The organism is Polaromonas sp. P1_F8 (genome assembly GCF_056405635.1).
This window is the reverse complement of record NZ_JBFUBS010000006.1, coordinates 195,611-217,514: the sequence shown is the minus strand read 5'-3', so window position 1 is coordinate 217,514 and position 21,904 is coordinate 195,611. Positions and strand designations below refer to the sequence as shown.

Here is a 21,904-nt window from a genome sequence, read left to right as displayed (position 1 = left end):
CGGGGCTTGCCGCTCCAGCCGGTCAATCCCGGGTTATTGCCCTGTTTTGGAGCTTTTCTAGCTATTTTTTGGCCGCTTTTGCCCTTTTAATCCCCTTGATTGCGCCTACAGCCCCCATGTCGTTTCCCATGACCGCTACCGAGCGGCGCGCCAGCGTTTCGCTGGCTTCGATCTTTGCGCTTCGCATGCTCGGCCTCTTTTTGGTGCTGCCGGTGTTTGCGCTGGAGGCGGCCAAATACCCGGGGGGCGATGACCCGGCCCGGATTGGCCTGGCCATGGGTATTTACGGCCTGACGCAGGGCATCCTGCAAATTCCTTTTGGGATCGCCTCGGACTGGTGGGGGCGCAAGCGTGTCATTGTGGCCGGCCTGGTCATTTTTGCGCTGGGCAGCCTGATCGCCGCCTGGGCGCCCGACCTGAACTGGCTGATCGCCGGCCGCTCGTTGCAGGGGGCGGGGGCCATTTCGGCTGCCGTTACGGCGCTGCTGGCCGATTCCACCCGTGACGAAGTGCGTACCAAGGCCATGGCGCTGGTGGGCGGCAGCATTGCCCTGATGTTTGCGCTTTCGCTGCTGGCCGCGCCACTGCTCGCCGGTGCTATCGGCCTGCACGGGCTGTTTGCCCTGACTGGCGCGTTGGCACTGGGCGGCATTGCCGTGGTCGTCTGGTGGGTGCCACCCGAACCGGTGGAGCACGTCAGCCGGCCGCGCGGCAGCGTGGCGGAGGTGCTGAAGGACACCGCGCTGCTGCGGCTGAATTTCGGCGTGTTCGTGCTGCATGCCGTGCAGCTGGCCATGTGGGTGGCGATTCCGGCTTTGCTGGTGAATGCCGGACTCGACAAGGCCGCGCATTGGCAGGTCTACCTGCCGGCGGTACTGGCCTCTTTTGGGGTGATGGGGGCTACGCTGTTTCCGCTGGAAAAACGGGGCTACCTGCGCGCCGTGTTCCTGGGGGCTGTCGGCCTGGTCCTGCTGGTTCAGCTGGGCTTGCTCTGGGTGGCATCGTCTACCTCGGCGCCGGCCAGTCTGGGCATCCTGGCCGTGCTGCTGTTCCTGTTTTTTTGCGGCTTCAACGTCCTGGAAGCCACCCAGCCCAGCCTGGCCTCCCGGGTGGCGCCAGCCCATGCTCGCGGCGCGGCGCTGGGGGTTTACAACACCTTGCAGTCGCTGGGGTTTTTTGCCGGCGGCGCGGTGGGCGGCTGGATCACCAAGGTGCATGGTGCCCAGGGGCTTTTTCTGTTGTGCGGCGGCCTGATGCTGGCTTGGCTGCTGGTGGCATGGCCCATGCGGGCGCCCGGACGCCATGCGGCCGCAGCGGCCCCGGGCGGCGAGGCTTTACCGGGCCGGCCAGTTAAACTGTGAGTTATTCATAAATAGCAGGGCCCCGCCCTGTAGATCAGCTCAGGAGAACCTCTCATGGCATCCGTCAATAAAGTCATCGTCGTCGGCAATCTGGGCCGGGACCCCGAAATGCGCAGCTTCCCCAGCGGTGACCAGGTCGCCAACGTCACCATTGCCACCACCGACAAGTGGAAGGACAAGCAGACGGGTGAAATGAAGGAGGCCACCGAATGGCACCGCGTGGTGTTCAACGGCCGTCTGGCTGAAATCGTCGGCCAGTACCTGCGCAAAGGCTCGCAGGTCTATGTCGAAGGCAGCCTGCGCACGCGCAAGTGGACCGACAAGGACGGCCAGGAAAAGTACACCACCGAAATCCGTGCCGACCAGATGCAGATGCTCGGCAGCCGCCAGGGCATGGGCGGCCCCGGCGGTGATGACGGTGGCGGTTATGAAGCACCGCGCCAGTCCGCACCTGCGGCACGCCCGCCGGCCGCCGCACCGCGGCCCGCCCCGGCAGCCAAGGCCGCCAGCGGCTTTGACGACATGGACGACGATATCCCGTTCTAAATACGAAAAGTCATTGCCGATGAAGGCCCACTCTCCGAGAGGAGCGTGGGCTTTTCGTTTGCAGGCGTCCGGATGATCAGCTCATCGCCTGACGAACAAGCAGCGTGTCCGTGAACTGCTCGAAGGCCACGACCTCCCCGCCCTGCAGGTGCCAGACATGGGCCACACGGGCCTGCATGTCCTTTCCCGTGGCGCGGTAAATGCCGCGGTAGCTTCCCACCCCGACGACGTGCTCACCACCGTCGACGAGGCTTTGCAGTTCGAAGCGATAACCGATCCAGTCCCTGCCCAGCACGGCAAAGACGTTGTCGACAACCGCTTGAGGCCCGACCCAGGTACCCGCGCAGGGGAAGCCCGCCATCTCGGTCCAGCGTACCTGGGGCGAGACATGGGCCATCATCTCGCCGATGTTTCCCTGGGCCGAGGCCGCGTAGTGGGCACGGACGATGTCGATATTCGACATCATGGTTTCAACCCCACTTCATCTCGCCCTTGGCGACTTTGGCGCCAATTTGCAACGCCACGCCCATGCCGGCGTTCGGGTAGCGCCGGGTCATGGCCGCGATGAGGGCACCGCTGTCGGCGGCCTTGGCCAGCACTTCCTCGAAAGCCACGAGGTAGTCGCGCGTGTATTGGATCGCGCTTGCGTCCACCGCCGCCGTGACCGCCATGTGGCCGGGGACCACCACGGCGGGTTTGCGCGCGGCCATGGCGTCAAGCGTCTTCACCCATGCGGCGCGGGCCTCGGCGCCCTGTGTGTCGGCGGTCCATACATGGACGCCGGAGAACAGCAGCACGCCGCCAAAGATGGCGTTCAGCGAAGGCACCCAGATGTAGCGGCGGTTGGCCAGGCCATCGGCATCGGCGATTTCGAGGGTCTGGCCTTCCAGGGTGAGGCTGCGGCCGTCGAAGGCTTCGGGCATCACGATGTCCGCCAGCGCCTGTGGGCCGTTTTCCTTGAGCTGGGGGCCCCAGGTTGCCAGTTTCTTTTCAACGTTGCCCTTGATGGCCGCTATCGTCGCCGGTGCGGCGATCACCTTGGCGCCGGGAAACGCCGCCTTGATGGGCGCCAAGCTGAAGTAGTAGTCGGGATCGCTCTGGCTGATGTAGATGGTCGTGAGCTTTTTGCCGGTGGCCTTGATGGCCTCGGCCAATGCCTTGCCGTCGGGAAGCGTAAAGCCCCCGTCGATGAGGACAGCCTCGCGTTCGCCGGAGATCAGTACCGGGGCACGGAAGAATCCGTGTTCGCCGGCGGGAAAGTGTTTCCAGGTCAGGTTGGTATTTGCAGCCATAGCGCTTTTCACTCCTAAGATGGCCGTCGCGACAGCCGCGCCGGCTACAGTTTTGATTGCTTCTCTTCGTGTTGTCATGGTTTTTCTTTCTAACGGTTAACTCAAAAGGGATGGCGGAGATGAGGGTGGCAGGGGCTGCTGCCGGAATCAGGCGGCTTCCAGTTCACTGATCAGCGCACGCGGGTTGGAATAGAAAGCCGCGTGATTCACGATCCAGCGCTTGGCGCCCGACTCGGCAATCAAGGTGGGCACACCCTGCGCGCCGAACTCCCGCATCAAGGCCTGCGCGCGGTCCATGCGGGCCCGGTTGGCGACGAGAAGATCTTCGTCGGGCTGCGCCACCATTGCGGCGGCCTGCTCAAGGCCGAGTCCACACAGCACGCCGGCCAGCGTTTCCAGTGAGGTCGTGTCCTTGCCATCCACATAGCGCGCGCTCTGTACCGCCTTGAGGGCTTCCAGTTCCCGGCTCGGTGCCGTCAATGACACGGCGGTCAGTGCCACCGTGGCGGGGCCGCTGTCAAACAAGCGTTGGCGATCACCGAGAACCTGCTCGCGGTACTGCCCGGTGAAGCGCTGCCCCGTCAGGCGCTCGATGCGCTGGTCGTTGGACCAGGCATAGGCAGCGAAGTCACTGTTCATGGGCCGTGCGCCCTCGCCCGCGAACAGCCCGGTCGGCAGCAGTTCGATGCGGACGGCGGGAGTTTCAGCCAATGCCGAGAGCGCCGGCATGGCGCCGTAGCACCAGCCGCACAGCGGGTCGAACAGGTAATAGAGGGTCTTGGTCATGGGTTCTTTGCTCACTGGCTGTGATCGTAGGCACTATCTATTGACTGTTAAAGACATCTCTGATAAACACAATGTATGTTTAAAGCAAACAATCAAGACGAAGGCGGCCTCGGCGCGCTGGGGAACCTGAGGCGCCTGGCCTACTTCGCGGCTGTGGTGGAAACCGGCTCCTTCACCGCGGCTGCGGATCGCCTGGGGATCACCAAGGCGGTGGTCAGTCAGCAGGTTGCGCGGCTGGAGCGCGAATTCCGGACATCGCTGCTCGTCCGCACCACACGCAAGGTGCAGCCCACCGAACTGGGGCAAGCCTTCTACCTGCGTTGCGCGCTGATCTTGCGCGAGGCCGGGGACGCCTTCGACGACCTGGCCGAAACCTCAGCGGAGCCGTCCGGCATGCTGCGGCTCACCGCCCCCTTCGACTATGGTGTCGGCGTGGTGGTGCCGGCTATCGCCGCCTTTACCCGGCGCTACCCCGCGTGCAAGGTCGATGCCGTCCTCACCGACCAGACGCTGGACCTCATGTCGGGCAACATCGAACTGGCGATACGTGTCGGTTGGCTTGCTGAAACCAGCCTGCAGGCGCGAAAAATCGGTTCTTTCCGGCAACTGCTCGTGGCGTCGCCGGCCATGAAGCCGCAAGTGGCGCGGCTTACCGCGCCGCAAGACATCGCCGGCCTGCCCTTCATCGCCAACACCGCTCTTCGCGACCACCTGACATGGAATTTCTCGCTCAACGAGGGTGAGCGCCAGGCCGTTAGCGTGCAGGCCTCGATTTTTCTCGACGCCACGCTTGCCGTGCGCGAAGCCGTGTTCCAGGGCGCGGGGCTTTCGGTGTTGCCGGACTATGCGGTAGCGGGTGATCTTGCGGCCGGCCGTCTCATCCAGGTCCTGCCGCAATGGCGCCTGCCTTCCGGCGGTATCCATGCCGTGTTTCCGGCCGCGCGCTTTCGTCCCGCGAAGGTCCGTGCCTTTGTCGACTTGCTGGCAGACAGGGAACAACAACGGCAGGCCGTCAGCGCGTCAAATGAAAGCTGACGCCCAGCCTGGCGCGTGGTCGACATGGCGACGATATTCCGCTCCGAGGATTGGTATTATTTTGATAGCTGCTCGCGCACGCTTGTTGTGCTCTGCAGCTATGTTTCGTTTAAGCCTGCGCTGAAGGTGCATCGCGGACGACCAGGACAGGCACCGGCGCCAGCCTCAGGATCTGCTCGGCGCCACTGCCCAGCAGCACCCGTCCCAGGCCGCGCCGGCCATGGGAGCCGACCACGATGAGATCGGCGTTCCAGAGTCTGGCCGCCTCGGCCACCGACTCTCCCAGGCGTTTGCCCGGTTCATCGCAAAGCACCTGGCTTGCAGTGACTCCGGCCGACCCGGCGATGGCCGTCGCATCCGTCAGGACTTTGGCGCCGCTTTCGCGCATCATGCCGACCAGATCGGCTGACCAGGTGCCATAGGGGTCGACTCCACCCAGGTAGGCCGCCTCATTGAAGGCGTGCAGCAGCCGTACGCTGGCGCTGGTTTCCCGCGCCATCGCCAGGCCGGCGACAAGGGCCTTGTTGGAAGTGTCGCTGCCGTCCACGGGAATCAGGATTCGCTTGAACATGGTGAATGCCTCATGTGAGTTGAAACGTCATCCATGGTGGCGATTTTTGGGCCCCGGATATTGATACTGGTCAAGTGCGGATTGGTTTGCGGTGGAGGGCCGGCGTCTCTTCGCCGACGGTCTGGCAGGCCAAACAGAACGCTGCGGCCGGCAGGGCTTCCAGGCGACGGAGGTCAATCGGCTTGCCGCATTCCGTGCATTGGCCGTAGTGGCCCTCCTGCAGGCGGCGGCGGGCTGCAAGCACCTGGGCCAGTTCTTCCATGGCGCGTGCCGCATCCAGGGCCGCCATGTCGAACTGCGACTCCCGCTCGGCCAGATCCTTGAAGTCCCGCACCTCCCCGCTGCCGGCTTCCTCGGCCGCGAGTTCCTCCTTGCCGCCGGTATCCAGGGTGGCCCTTAGCTCGGCTTCGCGCCGGGCCAGGATGTTACCGAAGTGTCCTGCAAGTGAATTGTCGTAATGCTTCATGAAGGGGCCTGAAAAAAGTGGATGGTCTTTGTGTCTGCTCCAGCCGTGATTTTCATGAAGTCCCAACAAACTGGTGTTGATCTGGCGCAAGCAGCGATGAACCAGGGCCGTGCCCTTCGGTGTTGAAAATCGCGCTTCCAATCCAGTATGAAAACGCGATTGCACGCCAGTTGCGCCAGGTCAAATGCCTTGCCGCCCGGCCTGGCCATCATGGGTGCCCTCAACTCCGTTGAAAGGCACGCCATGAAAACCAGAATCTTTGTGATCGCCGCGGCTGTCGCCTCGTGTGCCGTGGCTTACGCGGCCGGTGACGTCAGTGCACAAGCGCCTGAGAAGGCGCAGGCGCGTGCCGGAGCCTCCAGTGCGCCGGTGGGTGTGGCCGCGCGTTCAAAGGCGGCGGCACAAAAGGCCGCACAGGAGGCGGCCGACTCCGCGCGTGCAGCGGCCGACCTGGTCAAGCTCACGCTGCAGTTGACTGAAACCGCCGCCCAGGATGCTTCGCAACGGGCCGCCGCAAATATCCGGGAACAGGCGCTCAAAGCGGACGAAGCCGCAAGAAGGGCTCGCGAGAAAGCCGAGCAAGCCTCCGCCACCGCAACCGACAGCATGAGGAAACTGACGGCTAAAGCCGCCGAAGCGGCCCGGAGGGCTGCGTCCGCCGTGCGCGCGGCGTCGGGGCGCGCCGAGGAAGCGCTGCGCAAGTCGGACCAGCCCGATCAGGCGGAAACGCTGAAAGCCATGAAGGCAACGCAGGATGCATTAAGAAGCGCGGAAAAAGCTGCGCAGGAGTCGGCCGAAGCCAGCAAGCAGGCGGCGGATAAGGGCGCAGACTCAGGTCCGAAAAAATAGGGGGATTTCCCCGAGGACCCGCTGAAAACATGACTACTGCAGTTCAAGCACTCGGCCTCCCGTGCGAGCCGACACCCGAGGCCTTGGGGCTGAGCGGCGAGGAGGCCGCTGCGCGTCTCCGGATCGACGGGCCCAACCTGTTGCCCGGAAGCGAGCCCCAAGGCTTCTGGCGAATGGCCCTGGGGGTTGTCAAGGAACCCATGTTTTTGATGCTGCTCGCGGCAGGTACGGGCTATTTGGTGCTGGGTGATACGGCCGAAGCCATCTTTTTGCTGGCCTCAGTTTTCCTGATTGTTACGCTGACTTTCTTTCAGGAGAAAAAAACACAGCGGGCGCTTGAGGCCTTGCGCGAACTGTCGGCGCCGCGCGCGCTGGTATTGCGGGGCGGCAGGGAGCTTCGCATCGCCTGTCGCGAGGTGGTCTGCGGGGATGTCCTGCTGCTGCGCGAGGGCGACCGTATCGCTGCGGATGCCGACTTGCTGGAAGGGGCCCTCGAGGCCGACGAGTCGCTGCTGACCGGCGAATCCGTGCCCCGGCCAAAGCTGCCGCATCCGCAAACCGGGCGCGGCGATGAGCCCGATGGCGAAGGCGGCGCAGCGCTTTACGCCGGCACCGTGGTCACGCAGGGTGCGGGCCTGGCCCGGGTGCATGCCACCGCGGGCCGCACCGCGATGGGCCGCATCGGCGTGGCCCTTGCGACCACGCAGGCCCCGGCCTCCAGGCTGTACCGGCAGTCGCGGCGCATCGTGCGGGGATTCGCCGGCGCCGGGCTGGCTGTCGCCGCGCTGCTGGTGCTGCTCGCCTGGCTCAGGGACGGCCAGGGTTTTGTCGCCAGCCTGCTGCCGGCGATTGCCTTTGCGATGGCGGTGCTACCAGAGGAGATTCCCGTCGTCCTCGCGGTGTTCCTGGCGCTGGCGGCCTGGCGATTGTCCCGGCAAAAAATCCTCACGCGGAGGGTTGACGCCATCGAGGTGCTGGGCGCGATCACGGTGCTGGCCGTGGACAAGACCGGCACCCTGACGCAGAACCGCATGGCGCTGGTCGAGCTGGCGGGCACCGATACCGTGTTCAGGTCCGGCGGCGATGCGCAGCTTCCTCCTGCGGTCACGGAACTGCTCGAATGCGCCATGCTGGCCACGCCGCTGAAGCCGTTCGACCCCATGGAAAAAGCCATACGTGCTCTCGGAGACGCACGTCTGGGCCCGGATTCGAAAGCGCGCCAGGGCACCGCACCGGCGTGGCAATATGCACTCACGCCGCAGCTCCTGGCCGTCACCCACGCCTACGGCAGCGAGATCCCGGGGCGTTATTCCCTGGCCACTAAAGGGGCGCCGGAGGTGGTCATGGACTTGTGCCGGCTCCAGGGACCTCAACGCGAGGCGGTGCAGCAGCAGGTGCAGGACATGGCGGCAAGAGGCCTGCGCGTGCTCGGTGTGGCGAGCGGTGAGTGGACGGATGCCGCATTGCCCGAAAGCCAGCAGGCCCTTACGCTGCGCTTTGCCGGCTTGCTGGGCCTGGCCGATCCATTACGGCCCACGGTGCCGCAAGCCGTCCAGGATTGCCGCGAGGCGGGCATACGCGTGATCATGATGACGGGGGACCACCCTGTGACGGCCAGTACGATCGCCCGCCAGGCGGGCCTGTCCAATCCCTCCGACGTGCTGACCGGCGCGGACATCGATGTCCTGGACGATGCCTCGCTGCGGACCCGTTTGAGGAGCGCCGCCATCTGCGCCCGGCTCAGGCCCGAGCAGAAGCTGCGGCTGGTGCGCGCGTTGCAGGCCGACGGCGGTACGGTGGGCATGACGGGCGACGGCGTCAACGATGCGCCCGCGCTCAAGGCCGCCGACGCCGGGATCGCCATGGGCGAGCGCGGGACCGACGTGGCGCGCGAGGCTGCGGCCCTGGTGTTGCTGGACGACAGCTTCGCCAGCATCGCCACCGCCATACGCCAGGGCCGCCACGTCGACGACAACATCCGCAGCGCCGTGCGCTTCATCTTCGCCGTGCACGCGCCCATCGTGGTGCTTGCTTTGGTTCCCGCCTTGCTTCGCTGGCCCGCCCTGTTGCTGCCCGCGCAGATCATCCTGCTTGAACTGATCATCGACCCGGCCTGCTCGATATTGTTTGAAGCGCAGCCCGCGGATCCTCAACTGATGCGCCGTCCGCCCAGGCCTGCCGCAGATTCGCCGTTTGCCTTGCACAACATGACCTATGGCCTGTCGCAAGGCTTAGGGATAGCCTTGGTTCTGCTCGCGGCCAATTGGTACTTGCTGGAGCAGAGGTGGCCCGCTGCCGAGATACGCACGACGCTGTTCGTGAGCCTTGTTGCAGGGCTGCTTCTTCTGGTGCTGGTTCATCGCCATCCGGTGAATATCCTCAGGAACCCATGGCTGCCGCGTTTGGCCGCGGCGGTGGCCTTGCTTCTTTCGCTGGTGCTGTGGCAACCCTGGCTGCGAGGGGTTATGGGCTTTGTGGCGCCGTCCGGACGCGCTGCCGCCTGGCTGTCGGTGATTCTGGGCGCCATGACGCTGTGGCTCATGGCATTGCGCTACGTTCAGCGGCGCCGCAGCACGTAACCCGGAGGGAAGGGCTTCACGCAAGGCGCCGCTCTTGATTTACGTCAAGGGGTGAGTTTGCTGTCCGCCATACCCTTTGCTGGTGGCCGATGCCTGCGCAGCGCCCGGCCGACCGCCGCTTTGTTGCGCGCAACCATCCGAAGAGCAGAACCATGTCCGAGAAAACTCTCATTGTTTCGTATTCCAACACCGGAACGTCGCGCTGCGTGGCCGATCTCCTGTCTGGAAAATTCCAGTGGCGGGTGCGACCAACGATTTCGTTACTCGGGACCGTTTGAGCACATGGCCTTACTACAGCAATTACTTGTTCCGGTTGACGGCAGTCCGACTTCCGTCAAAGCGCTGGAGACCGCGATTGAACTGGCGCACCTGAACGGGGCGCGCCTGCGGCTGCTCTACGTGATCGATGAGCTGGATTACGTCAACGGCTTCGAAACGGCCAAAGCGTACTATGAGCAAACGCTCCCGTTCATGCACACCGAGGGTGAAAGGCTGCTGGCGCAGATGCGCAGCCTGGCCGCCAATAAGGGCGTGGCATGCGACAGCGTGCTGCTTGAATCGGGTGCCGGCCGTCTTTGCGATGCGGTCGCCGAACAGGCCAGGCAGGTTCATGCCGACATGATCGTTCTGGGCTCGCATGGACGCCGCGGTCTGGACCGCATCCTGATGGGCAGTGACGCCGAGCAGATCGTGCGGCACAGCCCGGTTCCGGTGCTGGTAGTGAAAGGCTGAATTTGCAAGAGCCTGTTCTCAGCCCGCAAGGCCACCGTCGGGACTCACCTCTGTACCGGCACGGCCCGCCAGCATTTCCTCAATCTGGGCCAGCGAGCCTATCAAAGCCTTCTTGCCGGTCTTGAGCACAAAGCCGGTGGCAGCCTGTACCTTGGGGCCCATGGAGCCTGCGGGGAAGCTATGGCCCAGCAATTCCTGTGGCCTGATCTTGCCGATGGCGTGCTGTGCGGGCGTTCCCCAGCCCAGGTAGACGGCATCCACGTCGGTGGCGATCACCAGGCAGTCGGCCCCCAGTTCCCGCGCGAGCAGGGCGCCCGTCAGGTCCTTATCGATCACGGCATCGATGCCTTGAAGAGAATGCCCGCCGGCGGTGTGCACCACCGGGATGCCGCCACCCCCCGCGGCGATCACCACTGCCTCATGCTGCAGCAGCCAGCTGATCGGGTCCATGCCCAGCACACGCGTAGGGAGAGGCGAAGCCACGACGCGCCTGAAGCCTGCACCGTCCGGCGCGACATGCCAGTGCATGGCTTGCGCAAGCCGTTCGGCTTCCTCCTTCGTGTAAACAGGTCCTATAGGTTTGGTGGGCTTCCCGAAAGCCGGATCGGCGGGGTCGACTTCCACACGCGTAAGCAGGGTGACCACGGGGCGGCCGGGTGGAAGGTGGTTGGCAAGTTCCTGCTCCAGCAGGTAACCGATCATGCCTTCGGTTTGCGCACCCAGTACGTCAAGCGGATAGGGCGCCACTGCCGCGTAGGCCGAGTTCTGCAGCGCCAGCAGGCCTATCTGGGGCCCGTTGCCGTGAGTCACCACCAACTCATGACGAAGCGCGACGCGGGCCAGTTGGGCCGCCACGCTCCGGATGTTTTCCAGCAGGTTCTGCGCGCTGAGCGACTGGCCCCGGCGCAGCAAGGCATTGCCGCCCAGTGCCACGACCAGCTTCATGCGAGCGTGGCCACGAGCACGGCCTTGATGGTGTGCATGCGGTTTTCCGCCTGCGTGAACACGATGGACGCGTCGGACTCGAAGACCTCGTCGGTCACCTCTATTTCGCTGAGGCCGTAGCGTTCGTGGATCTGGCGCCCTACCTCGGTGTCCAGGTTGTGGAAAGCCGGCAGGCAATGCATGAAGCGGGTTCGTGGCTTGCCGGTGGCCTTCATCAAGGCGCTGTTGACCTGGAAGGGCAGCAACTGCTCAATCCTGAGTTTCCACGTGTCGTCGGGCTCACCCATGGACACCCAGACGTCGGTGTAGAGAAAGTCCGCGCCCTTGACCGCTTCGGCCGGATCGTTGCTGAGGGTGATGCGCGCGCCTGTTGTCCTTGCCAGTTCGCGCATTTCGCTCACCAGCGCGGGCGGTGGCATCAGCGCGGAGGGTGCGGCGATACGAACGTCCATGCCCATCTGCGTGCCGCCCACCAGCAGCGAGCAACCCATGTTGAAGCGGGCGTCGCCCAGGTAGCAAAAGGACAGTTCGTGCAGCGGCTTTTCGCCGAACTCCTGCATCGTCAGCAGGTCTGCCAGTACCTGGGTCGGGTGCGACTCGTCCGTGAGCCCGTTCCAGACCGGGACGTGCGAGAAACGCGCGATTTCTTCCACCACCGTCTGGTGAAAGCCGCGGTACTCGATGCCGTCATAGAGCCGGCCCAACACCCGGGCCGTGTCCTTGAGAGACTCCTTGTGCCCCAGCTGCGAACTGACCGGGTCGATGTAGGTCACATGGCCACCCTGGTCGTGCACGGCGACTTCGAAGGCGCAGCGCGTGCGGGTGGAGGCTTTCTCGAAAATCAGCGCGATGTTTTTGCCCTTGAGGCGCGCGAGCTCATTGCCCGCGTATTTTGAGCGCTTGAGCTCCGCAGCCAGGTCCAGCAGGAAACGGATGTCGCGTGGAGAAAAATCCTTGAGGTCCAGAAGGCTGCGGTTGTGAAGGTTGAAGCTCATGGGTAGCCGTCTTTCGTGGATGCCTCAATGGCGGGTCAGGTGGCGTCACGCTCAATCGGGCAGGACATGCAGTGGCTGCCGCCGCGGCCGCGGCCCAGCTCTCCGCTGGGGATGGTGATGACCTCTACACCGGCCTTTCGCAACAGGGTGTTGGTATGGGTGTTGCGGTTGTAGGCCATGACAACGCCGGGCGACAGTGCCAGCACGTTGTTGCCGTCGTCCCACTGTTCGCGCTCGGCTTCATAGGCATTGCCGCCGGTGGCGACAACGCGCAGCTTTGCAATACCCAGCGCCTGGGCGAGCACGTCAAGAAAGGGGCCGGTTTCTGCCCTGACATCCAGTGCGCCGGCTTCGTTGCCGGGTCTGAGGCTGAACACGCGTATGGCCTGCACGATCTCGGGAAACACTGTCACCAGGTCGCGGTCGCAAAAAGTCAGCACCGTGTCCAGGTGCATGGCCCCGCGCGACTTGGGCAGCTGGGCGGCCAGCACCCGGGTCGCGGCGCCGCGGGCAAACAGGCTGCGCGCCAGCTGGCTCACGGCCTGCGGCGAGGTGCGCTCGCCCATGCCGATTAGCACCAGGCCCTGGCCCAGAGGCATGACATCGCCGCCTTCGAGCGAGGCCTGCGCGTGCGGTTGGCCGGGATCACCCCACCACTCGGCGACCTTGCCGGCGAACGCAGGGTGAAAACGGTAGACGGCCGCCATGAGCAGGGTCTCCTGCCGGCGTGCGGGCCAGTACATGGCGCCCAGCACCACACCGTCGCCTATCCAGCAACTGCTGTCGCGCGTGAAGAGGGTATTGGGAAGGGCGGGCAATAACAGGTCGGAGGCGCTCGCGCACGCGGCCGTAAGACCCGGCAACTTGAAGGGCAGGTCCGCCGGCGTCAGCCCGCCAATCAGGAACTCGGCCAGGCGGGCCGGCGGCAGTTCTTGCAGCCAGGGTCGCAGCACGGCGGCGGCTTCCAGGTCGATGCCGGTCAGCTTGCGGTCCAGCAGCCAGTCGCGCACCGCTGGGTCGCTGACGGTGACTGCGAGAAGGTCGTGCAATTCCAGCACTTCCACGCCTTGCTCCGTCATGGCGCTGGTGAACGCGTAATGGTCGTTTTTGGCCTGCGCGACCCACATCACATCGTCGAACAGCATGTCCTGGCAGTTCGCGGGCGTCAGGCGCATGTGCGCCAGGCCCGGCCTGCAGACCAGTACCTTGCGCAGCCGACCTGTCTCTGAATGAACGCCGGCCATCACAGGCTCAACTGACCGGTGGCGAGCATCCAGCCGGCCACCGCTGCGAGCGCGAGCACGGCTGCGAGCATGGCTTTCTCGCCAGCGGTAAAGGGCTGTTTGTTGCCCTGCCGTTTGGCGATGAAATACAGGGCCGCGCCGGGGGCGTAGAGCAGAGCGCTCAGCAACAGGTATTTGGCGCCGGCGGCATACAGGAGCCACAGGCAGTACACCGACGCGAGCGCGGCCACCGGCAGGTCCAGTGACCCGCCGGCGGTGGCTTCCCTCGTTGGGCCCTCACCGCGCAGCAGCACCTTCAGGCCGTAAAGCGCGCTGAACAGGTAGGGCAGCAAAATCATCGCGGTCGACAGCGAGATCAGGGCCAGGTAGGAAGCCTTGGAAACCAGCGTGACGATGAGGAAGATCTGAACCATGGCGCTGCTCAGCCACAGGGCATTGGCCGGCACGCCCTTGCTGCTTTGGCGGCCCAGCCATTCGGGCATCACGCCGCTGTTGGCCGGTGTGAAAAGCGACTCCGCAGCGAGCAATGTCCAGGCCAGGAAGCCACCGCCGACGGAAACGATGAGGCCGACATAAATCAGCACAGCGCCCCAGGTGCCCACGGCTTTCTCAAGCACGCTGGCCATGGAGGGATTCTTCAATCCGGCAAGTTCGGGCTGCGTGAAGATGCCCAGGGACAGCAACGAGACGGCCATCAACAGTGCCAGGCAGATCAGAAAACCAATCACCGTGGCCTTGCCGACGTCCTTGCGCTGCCGCGCGCGCGCCGAATAGACACTGGCGCCTTCGATGCCGATGAACACCCACACCGTCACCAGCATGGTGCTCTTGACCTGGTCAAGTACGGAGCCGAGTTTGGCGCTGCCCCAGAAGTCCAGGCTGAAGGTGGGCGCCTGGAAAGCGGCGGCGGCCAGCACAATGAACAGCAGCAACGGAATGACTTTGGCGACTGTGACAATCGCATTGACCCAGGCGGCAGTATTGATGCCGCGCAGCACCAGCGCGTGCACGATCCAGAGGACTATCGACGCTCCGGCCACGGCCGCGGGCGTGTTGCCTTCGCCGAAAGCTGGAAAGAAATAACCGAGCGCACCGAAGGCGACCACCAGGTAGCCGACGTTGCCGATCCAGGCGCTGATCCAGTACCCCCAGGCGGAGTTAAAGCCGATGTACTCGCCTGACAGCGCGCGGGCATAGGCATAGACGCCGTTGTCCAGTTCGGGCTTGCGCAGGGCCAGCATCTGGTAGACGCGCGCCAGCACCAGCATGCCCACGCCCGTGACCAGCCAGCCGATCAGGATGGCACCCGCGCCGGCGCCCGCCGCCATGTTTTGCGGCAGGCCGAAAATGCCGCTGCCGATGATGGAGCCCGTCACCAGCGCGACCAGCAGCCCCAGGCCCAAACCGCCCTGCGCCTGGCGTGTGGTGGGAATAGCCCGCGGCGGCGACACGGGGGAGCGGGTATTTGACAGTGTGTTCATGGCAGGCCTTCCGTAAAAGATGATCGGCTACTTGACCAGCAGCACCGGCACGTCAACGTCCGCCACTACCCGCTGGGCAACGCTGCCGAGCAGGGCGCGGCCCAGCAAACCATGGCCATGGGTGCCCATGACCAGCATGTGTACCTTTTCACGCTTCACCGCCTGCGCGATTTGTGTGGCCGGTGTGCCGGCGACCCAGGAGGCCCGGAAAGTGATGTCATGGCGTTTGAGAAAGAGTTCTATAGGCTCCAGCACTTTCTGGGCTTCGTCGCGGTGGTAGGCATGTACCGTGGCGGCGCCCACCATGGACTTGACGCGTGGAGGAACAGCGATCTGTACATTGAGCACGATCAACTCCGCGTCGGGCCCCATCAGGGTTTCGTGCGTGACCAGAAAGGCGAGGGCTTTTTTTGTGAACTTGCTGCCGTCAACGGCCAGAAGGACTTTCATGGTTGTCTCCGGAAAATGGAAAAAAATGAGACGGCGCGCGCTCAGCGCAGGACAAGGACGGGGATGCTGCTGTGCGTGAGCACCTGCTGGGTCTCGCTTCCGAGCAGGATGCGAGAGAGGCCCTTGCGGCCGTGCGAGGCCATGACGATGAGGTCGCACTTGTTCTTTTTGGCTGCGGCCAGGATGGCGGTGGCTACGAGGTCGGACTTGGCGATCACGGATTTGGCCTGGACGCCCGCAGCCTCGGCGGCCTTTTGCGCCGCGTCGGCAATGGCCTGACCCTTGCCGGTCCATTCCTTTTCAATGCGCCCGACTTCCTGCGGCGAAATTGTGGCGCCGCCCTCAAAGTAGCTCATGGGATAGCGCGGCACGACGTTGAGCGCCACGAGTCCGGCATCCAAAGACACGGCAAGGGCGATGGCGTCCTTGACCGCTTTTCTGGAAAGCGTCGAACCGTCGGTGGCAACAAGAATGCGCTTGTACATGGTGGGTTCTCCTGTGTTGATTCGTTTGCAGTCTAGGAGCGCCGCGGCGGCCCGGGTTTGATCCATATCAAGGGCGCGGCACCTGATTCCGATCCTCTGTTCCGGCATTTTTTGATGAGATCTTTCGATGCCTGCAGAACTGCATTGGCCGGAAGATGTCCGATGCCATAAGTGACTGTGCGCGCTGCATCGGGAGGTGTCTGTTCGCCAGCAGACTTAAGCCACAGTGCCAAACAGCCAGCCGACACCCGCGGGAGTGCCCATGGCCCTTGCCCTGGATTGCAACCGTGCCGCGCCGTGCCAAGCCGGGCTTGATCCATGTCAAGGGCCCGGCACTCGGTGCTGGCTAAGCTTTCGCCATGCAAGCCGTCCCTTCACTGCCAATGTTTCCCTCTGGCTCCGTGCAGCCCGTCGCCGGCACTGCGACGGAGTGGGCAGTGCTCGACGAGTCGGCCGAATGGGAGGGCTTTAGCCGGCCGGTCGCGGGGCGCGAGGGCTGGTGGGAGTCGTACCTGGCGCTGGAGGGCATGCACTGCGCGGCCTGTGCGCTCACGGTCGAGGAGGTTTTGCGCAAGCTGCCCGGCGTGGATACGGTCCAGGTCAACGGCGTGACTGCCACGGCGCGGCTTCAGTGGCATCCGCAGACCACGCAGCCTTCTCTCTGGATTGCAGCATTGCGCCAGGCCGGCTACGGCGCCTTGCCGGCAGGCGATCTGTTGCTGGCCGGCCGCAGGGTGCAGGCCCAGCGCGTGATGTTGTGGCGATGGCTGGTGGCGGGTTTTTGCATGATGCAGGTCATGATGTATGCGGCGCCGGCCTATCTGGCGCCGGTGGGCGAGATCACGCCCGACATCCAGGCGCTGTTGGGCTGGGCATCCTGGGTGCTGACCCTGCCGGTGCTGCTGTTTTCCTGCTGGCCGTTTTTCGCGGCGGCGCTGAGCGACTTGCGCCGCTTGCGCATCGGCATGGACGTGCCAGTGGCACTGGGCGTGCTGATCGCCTTTGGGGCCAGCACGGCCGCGACCTTTGACCCGGCGGGCCCCTGGGGTGACCATGCCTCGTACGACTCGGTGCCCATGTTCGTTTTTTTTCTGCTGTCGGGCCGACTGCTGGAGCAGCGCCTGCGCGACCGCACCGCCGGGGCGCTGGATGCGCTGATGCGCCGCCTTCCGGACAGCGTGGAACGGCGGGAAGCTGACGGCAGTTTCCGTGCGGTGGCCGTGCGTCGCCTTGTCGCCGGCGACTTGATTCGGGTGCTGCCTGGTCAGGCTTTCCCCGCTGATGGGGCCGTTGAGGGCGGTGAGAGCCGGGTCGACCAGTCGCTGCTCACCGGCGAATCCAAACCCCTGCTGCGGCGGGTGGGCGACGGTGTCATTGCCGGCAGCCACAACCTCACGGGTGTGCTGCAGGTGCGCCTGCTGCGCGTTGGGCCGGAAACCCGGTACGCCGAAATCGTAGCCCTGATGGAACAGGCCTCGGTCGAAAAGCCCGGCCTGGTGCAACTGGTGGACCGCATCGCCAGTCCTTTCCTGGTGGCCGTGCTGCTGGCGAGCGCCGCCGCAGCCGTGTGGTGGTGGCCTTTTGGCCAGGCTCATGCGATGGCGGTCGCGGTCGCGGTGCTCATCGTGACCTGCCCTTGCGCCCTGTCGCTGGCGACCCCGGCGGCCATGCTGGCCAGCGCGGGCGCACTGGCCCGGCGCGGCGTGCTGGTGCGCAAACTGCAGGCGCTGGAAAGCTGCGCCAGCATCGACACCGTGATCTTCGACAAGACCGGCACGCTGACGGAAGACCGCATGCAAATCGTGATGGCCCATGTGCCTGCCGGTGTGAACCGCGACGAGGCGTGTGGCTGGGCGGGTGCGCTGGCCAAGCACTCGCTGCATCCGGTCTCACGCGCCATCGCCGCCCGCTTTCCCGCGGCGGACTGGGTGGCCAGCGAAGTGGAGGAGGTTACCGGACGGGGTCTGCGCGGCAAGGTCGCCCGGCTGGACGGCAGTGAGCCGCGTTACCTCTGCCTGGGGTCGGCTTTTTTTTGCAGCGTGCCTGTGCCGGGCCGGGATGTGCCGGTGTTGCAGGCCCATCTGTCCGATGGCGAGCACTACCTCGCAGGGTTCGAGCTTGACGAAGCGATGCGGCCCGACGCGGCCCGGGCCGTGGACGACTTGCTCAAACTCGGTGTCCGCGTCCAGCTGCTTTCGGGCGATACGGGCCAGGCGGTTGCCCACCTTGCGCGCCGGGCCGGCATCGAATGGTGCTTTGGCGAATGCACGCCGGAGGTCAAACTGGAACATGTGCGCCGCCTTCGGCGCGAGGGCCATCGCGTCATGATGGTGGGTGACGGCATGAACGACGGGCCGGTGCTGGCCGTGGCTGATGTGTCCCTGGCCATGGGCCAGGCCGTGCCGGTGGCTCAGGCCAGGGCGGATTTCATCATGACCGGCAACCGGCTGCTCACGGTGCCAGCCCTTGTCGCGCAGGCGCGGCGCACCCGGGCGGTCGTGCGCCAGAACCTGTTGTGGGCAGCGGTTTACAACGCGACCTGCGTACCGCTGGCGGTTTTTGGCTATATGCCCACATGGTTGGCCGGCTTCGGTATGGCGGCCAGCTCGCTGCTGGTGGTGGCCAACTCGGCCAGGCTGGCGCGCACCCCGCCGGAGAACTAGATGGATATCCTGTTCCTGTTGATTCCACTCTCAGTCGTGCTGGCCTTGCTGATCATCGGAGCGCTGGGCTGGGCGGTATGGCGAGGTCAGTTCGAGGCGCTTGAGCAGGAAGCCGAGCGCATTCTTCACACTGATTGACTTGCATCAAATGGCGCGACCCACGCCGCATCGACACTTTGAAGCATCAAGACAAAAGGTGCTTCATGAACGAAGAAACGACACGAGGGATCGCCTATCACGACAAGGTGGTTCGCCAGTTTTCACTGGCAGCTGTGCTCTGGGGTGTGGTCGGCATGGCAGTGGGCCTTTTCATCGCCGCGCAGCTGGCATGGCCTGAACTCAATTTCGGCATTCCCTGGCTCAGTTACGGCCGGCTCAGGCCGCTGCACACCAATGCCGTCATCTTCGCCTTCGGCGGCTGCGCATTGATCGGCAGCAGCTACTACGTGGTCCAGCGTACCAGCAGCGTGCCGCTGTTTGCACCGCGGCTGGCAGCCTTTACCTTCTGGGGCTGGCAGCTGGTCATCCTGGGCGCCGCGATCAGCCTGCCGCTGGGCTACACCACCGGCAAGGAATACGCCGAACTCGAATGGCCCATCGACATCCTGATCACCCTGGTCTGGGTGTCCTATGCCATCGTCTTTTTCGGCACGCTGGGAATCCGCAAGGTTCGGCACATCTACGTGGCCAACTGGTTTTACGGCGCCTTCATTCTTGCGGTGGCGGTACTGCACGTGGTCAACAGCGCGGAGATTCCGGCCGGCTGGATGAAATCCTATTCCGCTTATGCGGGCGTGCAGGACGCGATGGTGCAGTGGTGGTACGGCCACAACGCCGTGGGTTTCTTCCTCACCGCCGGCTTCCTGGGCATGATGTATTACTTCATCCCCAAGCAGGCGGAGCGGCCGGTCTACAGCTACCGCCTGTCCATCGTCCACTTCTGGGCGCTGATCTTCACCTATATGTGGGCGGGCCCGCATCACCTGCACTACACGGCCTTGCCTGACTGGACGCAATCGGTGGGAATGGTGTTCTCGCTGATCCTGCTGGCGCCCAGCTGGGGCGGGATGATCAACGGCGTGATGACCCTGTCGGGCGCCTGGCACAAGCTGCGCGAAGACCCCATCCTGCGCTTTTTGATCGTGTCGCTGTCCTTCTATGGCATGAGCACCTTCGAGGGCCCGCTGATGTCCATCAAGACCGTCAATGCGCTGTCGCACTACACGGACTGGACGGTTGGCCACGTGCATTCGGGTGCCCTGGGCTGGGTGGGGTTGATCTCCATGGGCACGCTGTATTACATGATTCCCCGCCTGTTCGGGCAAAAGCAGATGTATTCGGTGCGCGCCATCGAGGTGCATTTCTGGACGGCCACCGTGGGCATCGTGCTTTACATCGCCGCCATGTGGATCGCCGGCGTGATGCAGGGCCTGATGTGGCGCGCCATCAACGCCGACGGAACCCTGACCTACACCTTCGTCGAGTCGGTGAAGGCCACCTATCCCTTCTACGTGGTGCGCTTCTTTGGCGGGCTTTTGTACCTGGGCGGCATGGTGCTGATGGCCTGGAACGTCTGCATGACGGTGGCCAAGGGCCGCCCTGTCCGGGTGCCGGTGCCGGCGCTGGCTCACGCATAACAAGAGAAGAAAGCACATCCCATGAAAGACGAAACCCCCTCTGCGGCCGGCTTCTCGCACGAGAAGATCGAAACCAACAACTTCCTGATGATCATCCTGATCCTGCTGGTGATCGCCGTGGGCGGCCTGGTGGAAATCGTGCCGCTGTTCTTCCAGAAGTCGACCACCGCGCCGCTGGAGGGCGTGAAGCCTTATGGCGCGTTGCAGCTGGCCGGCCGCGACATCTACCTGCGCGAGGGTTGCTACAACTGCCACTCGCAGATGATCCGCCCGTTTCGCGCGGAGACGCTGCGCTACGGCCACTATTCGGTGGCCGGCGAATTTGTTTATGACCATCCCTTCCAGTGGGGCAGCAAGCGCACGGGTCCCGACCTGCACCGCGTAGGCGGCAAATACACCGACGAATGGCACCGCATCCACCTGAACAACCCGCGAGACCTGGTCCCTGAGTCCAATATGCCGGCCTATAGCTGGCTGGAGAAGAAGCCCGTCGACCCCGCCGACATGGCACCCCGCATGACAGCACTGCGCAGGGTGGGCGTGCCTTACACCGACGCCGAAATCGCCGAGGCCGCTGGTGTGGTGAAGGGCAAGACGGAAATGGATGCCCTGGTGGCCTATCTGCAAGTTATGGGCAAGGCCCTGAAGTAAAGGAGAGAGCCATGGACGTCAACACGCTGCGCATCATCGCAACCCTGCTGTGTTTTGCCACCTTCATCGGCCTGCTGATGTGGGCCTACTCCACGCGCAACCGCACGCGGTTTGAAGAGGACGCAAAGATCCCCTTCCTGCAGGACTAGGGGGTAACGCCATGCAAGACCTCTTCACCGGTTTTTTATTCACCGCACAACACATCGGGTGTGAGCCATGAGCGATTTCACAGACAACTTCTGGTCCTGGTATGTGGCCGCGCTGACCTTGATCGGCATCGTCGGCTCCCTGGTCTTGCTGTGGGCGACGGCCCGCAAAAAAATACCCCAGAGCAGCGACAACACGACGGGTCACGTCTGGGATGAAGACCTGCGCGAGTCCAACAACCCGATGCCGCGCTGGTGGATGTGGCTGTTCGTGATCAGCGTGATCTATTCCCTGCTTTACTTGGTCGCCTATCCGGGTCTGGGTGCCTATCCGGGTGAAATGGGCTGGAGCACGCGCGGCGAATACAACACCGCGATGGACAACGCAGACAAGGAACTTGCGCCGCTGTACGCTGGCTTCACCGCCAAAAGCGCGGACGAGCTCGCCGGCGATGCCGATGCCATGGCGGTGGGCGAGCGCCTCTTCATGAACAACTGCGCCCAATGCCACGGCTCGGACGCGCGCGGCAGCAAGGGCTTTCCCAACCTCGCCGACAACGACTGGCTGCACGGCGGCTCAACCGAGAAAATCAGGGAGACCCTGACCTTGGGCCGCAAGGGACAGATGCCGCCCATGGCAGCCGCTGTAGGAACGCCTGACGATGTCAAGAATGTGGCGAACTACGTGCTGAGCCTGTCAGGCGGCCCACACGATTCACTGCGCGCACAACTCGGAAGGTCCAAATTCACCGCCTGCGCGGCCTGCCACGGCATGGACGGCAAGGGCAATACCGCGATAGGCGCGCCCAACCTGGCCGACGACATCTGGCTGCACGGCTGGGGAGAGCAGGCCATCGTCGACATTGTGAACAAAGGCAAAACCAACGAAATGCCTGCGCAGGCCGGCAAGCTCACGGAAGCGCAGATCCATGTGTTGACAGCTTACATCTGGGGGCTCTCCAACAAAGCCGCTGCGGCAAAACTTTGAGG

General features: G+C 64.3%; 23 protein-coding genes. 12 read left to right on the top strand and 11 right to left on the bottom strand.

Features of this window, described 5'->3' with window-relative positions:
• Positions 1-128: 128 nt before the first annotated feature.
• Together AC1D1J_RS19250 and ssb are read left to right on the top strand one after the other, a co-directional pair.
• Positions 129-1,361: an MFS transporter gene (locus tag AC1D1J_RS19250; protein WP_477687162.1), complete on the top strand. Its 1,233-nt coding sequence runs from the start codon at positions 129-131 to the stop codon at positions 1,359-1,361.
• Between the two features lie 54 nt (positions 1,362-1,415).
• Positions 1,416-1,907 carry a single-stranded DNA-binding protein gene (ssb, locus tag AC1D1J_RS19245; protein WP_457281543.1) on the top strand — a complete coding sequence of 164 codons (492 nt, stop codon included), beginning with the start codon at positions 1,416-1,418 and terminating at the stop codon, positions 1,905-1,907.
• Positions 1,908-1,983: 76 nt separating this feature from the next.
• On the opposite strand, the gene AC1D1J_RS19240 is transcribed toward ssb, so the two are convergent.
• From AC1D1J_RS19240 to AC1D1J_RS19230, 3 genes are all read right to left on the bottom strand, one after another.
• On the bottom strand, positions 1,984-2,373 hold the full coding sequence (locus AC1D1J_RS19240) for a nuclear transport factor 2 family protein (protein WP_477687000.1): 390 nt from the start codon (positions 2,371-2,373) through the stop codon (positions 1,984-1,986).
• A gap of 4 nt (positions 2,374-2,377) precedes the next feature.
• The gene (locus tag AC1D1J_RS19235; protein ID WP_477687001.1) at positions 2,378-3,277 is read right to left on the bottom strand and encodes an MBL fold metallo-hydrolase; all 900 of its coding nucleotides are present in this window, start codon (positions 3,275-3,277) and stop codon (positions 2,378-2,380) included.
• Between the two features lie 69 nt (positions 3,278-3,346).
• A complete protein-coding gene (locus tag AC1D1J_RS19230; protein WP_477695582.1) occupies positions 3,347-3,985 on the bottom strand; it encodes a DsbA family protein in 639 nt (212 codons plus the stop codon).
• Positions 3,986-4,060: 75 nt separating this feature from the next.
• Between AC1D1J_RS19230 and AC1D1J_RS19225 the strand changes: the two genes are divergently transcribed.
• The gene (locus tag AC1D1J_RS19225; RefSeq protein ID WP_477695581.1) at positions 4,061-5,020 is read left to right on the top strand and encodes a LysR family transcriptional regulator; all 960 of its coding nucleotides are present in this window, start codon (positions 4,061-4,063) and stop codon (positions 5,018-5,020) included.
• A gap of 109 nt (positions 5,021-5,129) precedes the next feature.
• Here the strand turns inward: AC1D1J_RS19225 and AC1D1J_RS19220 are convergent, their stop codons facing one another.
• Together AC1D1J_RS19220 and AC1D1J_RS19215 are read right to left on the bottom strand one after the other, a co-directional pair.
• Positions 5,130-5,591, bottom strand: coding sequence for a universal stress protein (locus AC1D1J_RS19220; protein ID WP_477687004.1), 462 nt, complete (start codon positions 5,589-5,591; stop codon positions 5,130-5,132).
• A 70-nt stretch (positions 5,592-5,661) separates the two neighbouring features.
• The gene (locus AC1D1J_RS19215) at positions 5,662-6,057 is read right to left on the bottom strand and encodes a TraR/DksA family transcriptional regulator (RefSeq protein WP_477687005.1); all 396 of its coding nucleotides are present in this window, start codon (positions 6,055-6,057) and stop codon (positions 5,662-5,664) included.
• 243 nt (positions 6,058-6,300) lie between these two features.
• Between AC1D1J_RS19215 and AC1D1J_RS19210 the strand changes: the two genes are divergently transcribed.
• The 3 genes from AC1D1J_RS19210 (at position 6,301) to AC1D1J_RS19200 (ending at position 10,217) form a co-directional block, all read left to right on the top strand.
• Positions 6,301-6,906, top strand: coding sequence for a hypothetical protein (locus tag AC1D1J_RS19210; protein WP_477695580.1), 606 nt, complete (start codon positions 6,301-6,303; stop codon positions 6,904-6,906).
• A gap of 29 nt (positions 6,907-6,935) precedes the next feature.
• Entirely contained in the window at positions 6,936-9,485 is a 2,550-nt protein-coding gene (locus AC1D1J_RS19205; RefSeq protein ID WP_477695579.1) for a cation-translocating P-type ATPase, read from the top strand.
• Between the two features lie 282 nt (positions 9,486-9,767).
• Positions 9,768-10,217: a universal stress protein gene (locus tag AC1D1J_RS19200; RefSeq protein ID WP_477687008.1), complete on the top strand. Its 450-nt coding sequence runs from the start codon at positions 9,768-9,770 to the stop codon at positions 10,215-10,217.
• A gap of 18 nt (positions 10,218-10,235) precedes the next feature.
• Here AC1D1J_RS19200 and arcC read toward each other — a convergent pair whose 3' ends face one another.
• Genes arcC through AC1D1J_RS19170 form a run of 6 tightly spaced genes read right to left on the bottom strand, consistent with a single transcriptional unit; the run spans position 10,236 to position 15,817 of the window.
• Complete coding sequence (arcC, locus tag AC1D1J_RS19195) at positions 10,236-11,162, bottom strand: carbamate kinase (protein WP_477695578.1); 927 nt, start codon at positions 11,160-11,162, stop codon at positions 10,236-10,238.
• Entirely contained in the window at positions 11,159-12,157 is a 999-nt protein-coding gene (gene argF / locus AC1D1J_RS19190) for an ornithine carbamoyltransferase (RefSeq protein WP_477695577.1), read from the bottom strand. Before argF ends, arcC begins: the two co-directional genes overlap by 4 nt.
• Before the next feature lie 35 nt (positions 12,158-12,192).
• On the bottom strand, positions 12,193-13,401 hold the full coding sequence (locus tag AC1D1J_RS19185; RefSeq protein WP_477695576.1) for an arginine deiminase: 1,209 nt from the start codon (positions 13,399-13,401) through the stop codon (positions 12,193-12,195).
• Positions 13,401-14,882, bottom strand: coding sequence for an arginine-ornithine antiporter (arcD, locus tag AC1D1J_RS19180; protein ID WP_477695575.1), 1,482 nt, complete (start codon positions 14,880-14,882; stop codon positions 13,401-13,403). The genes AC1D1J_RS19185 and arcD overlap by 1 nt, the downstream gene beginning before the upstream one ends.
• A gap of 27 nt (positions 14,883-14,909) precedes the next feature.
• Positions 14,910-15,332 carry a universal stress protein gene (locus tag AC1D1J_RS19175; RefSeq protein ID WP_477695574.1) on the bottom strand — a complete coding sequence of 141 codons (423 nt, stop codon included), beginning with the start codon at positions 15,330-15,332 and terminating at the stop codon, positions 14,910-14,912.
• Positions 15,333-15,373: 41 nt separating this feature from the next.
• Positions 15,374-15,817 (bottom strand): universal stress protein, encoded by a 444-nt coding sequence (locus tag AC1D1J_RS19170; RefSeq protein WP_477687014.1) that lies wholly within the window; start codon positions 15,815-15,817, stop codon positions 15,374-15,376.
• 359 nt (positions 15,818-16,176) lie between these two features.
• Between AC1D1J_RS19170 and AC1D1J_RS19165 the strand changes: the two genes are divergently transcribed.
• From AC1D1J_RS19165 to ccoP, 6 genes are all read left to right on the top strand, one after another.
• Positions 16,177-18,480, top strand: coding sequence for a heavy metal translocating P-type ATPase (locus AC1D1J_RS19165; protein ID WP_477695573.1), 2,304 nt, complete (start codon positions 16,177-16,179; stop codon positions 18,478-18,480).
• On the top strand, positions 18,481-18,618 hold the full coding sequence (ccoS, locus tag AC1D1J_RS19160; RefSeq protein ID WP_431095040.1) for a cbb3-type cytochrome oxidase assembly protein CcoS: 138 nt from the start codon (positions 18,481-18,483) through the stop codon (positions 18,616-18,618).
• A 65-nt stretch (positions 18,619-18,683) separates the two neighbouring features.
• Positions 18,684-20,117 (top strand): cytochrome-c oxidase, cbb3-type subunit I, encoded by a 1,434-nt coding sequence (gene ccoN, locus AC1D1J_RS19155; protein WP_457281527.1) that lies wholly within the window; start codon positions 18,684-18,686, stop codon positions 20,115-20,117.
• 21 nt (positions 20,118-20,138) lie between these two features.
• Positions 20,139-20,768, top strand: coding sequence for a cytochrome-c oxidase, cbb3-type subunit II (gene ccoO, locus AC1D1J_RS19150; RefSeq protein ID WP_457281526.1), 630 nt, complete (start codon positions 20,139-20,141; stop codon positions 20,766-20,768).
• Positions 20,769-20,779: 11 nt separating this feature from the next.
• Positions 20,780-20,917, top strand: coding sequence for a cbb3-type cytochrome oxidase subunit 3 (locus AC1D1J_RS19145; protein ID WP_477687016.1), 138 nt, complete (start codon positions 20,780-20,782; stop codon positions 20,915-20,917).
• 67 nt (positions 20,918-20,984) lie between these two features.
• Positions 20,985-21,902: a cytochrome-c oxidase, cbb3-type subunit III gene (gene ccoP, locus AC1D1J_RS19140; RefSeq protein ID WP_477695572.1), complete on the top strand. Its 918-nt coding sequence runs from the start codon at positions 20,985-20,987 to the stop codon at positions 21,900-21,902.
• The last annotated feature ends 2 nt before the right edge of the window (positions 21,903-21,904 follow it).